A 302-nucleotide genomic window follows, 5' to 3' on the forward strand; every position below is an offset into this window, starting at 1 on the left:
CCTATTATCGGAGAGTGCCTATTCTCTTTTGAAGGTCCCTTTTGCTTGTCATCGCTAGGAAGATCAATTTCAAAGTAATAATTAGTACAATCGAAAAATACATTGCTTAAATCTCTTTTAAAATACTTTTCATAAGAGTGATTAAACAAATCAATGTACTTCTTATAAGACTCTCCTATGAAAGAACACCCGTCATATACTTGGTCTTCAGAGATTGTAGAGCTGCCGTAAATGTATGGAAAGACATGAGAGGCTGTCTTTGACTTAGAGCATGGTGATATAACCCTTGCATAAATAAGTTG

The 302-nt window shown here is 34.8% G+C and carries 1 pseudogene; it reads right to left on the minus strand.

Features of this window, described 5'->3' with window-relative positions:
- Positions 1–302 (minus strand): annotated as a pseudogene (locus SBH76_RS13615) (IS1634 family transposase); the annotation flags it as partial.

The organism is Lachnoanaerobaculum sanguinis, from assembly GCF_033242365.1.
Lineage (GTDB): Bacteria > Bacillota > Clostridia > Lachnospirales > Lachnospiraceae > Lachnoanaerobaculum > Lachnoanaerobaculum sanguinis.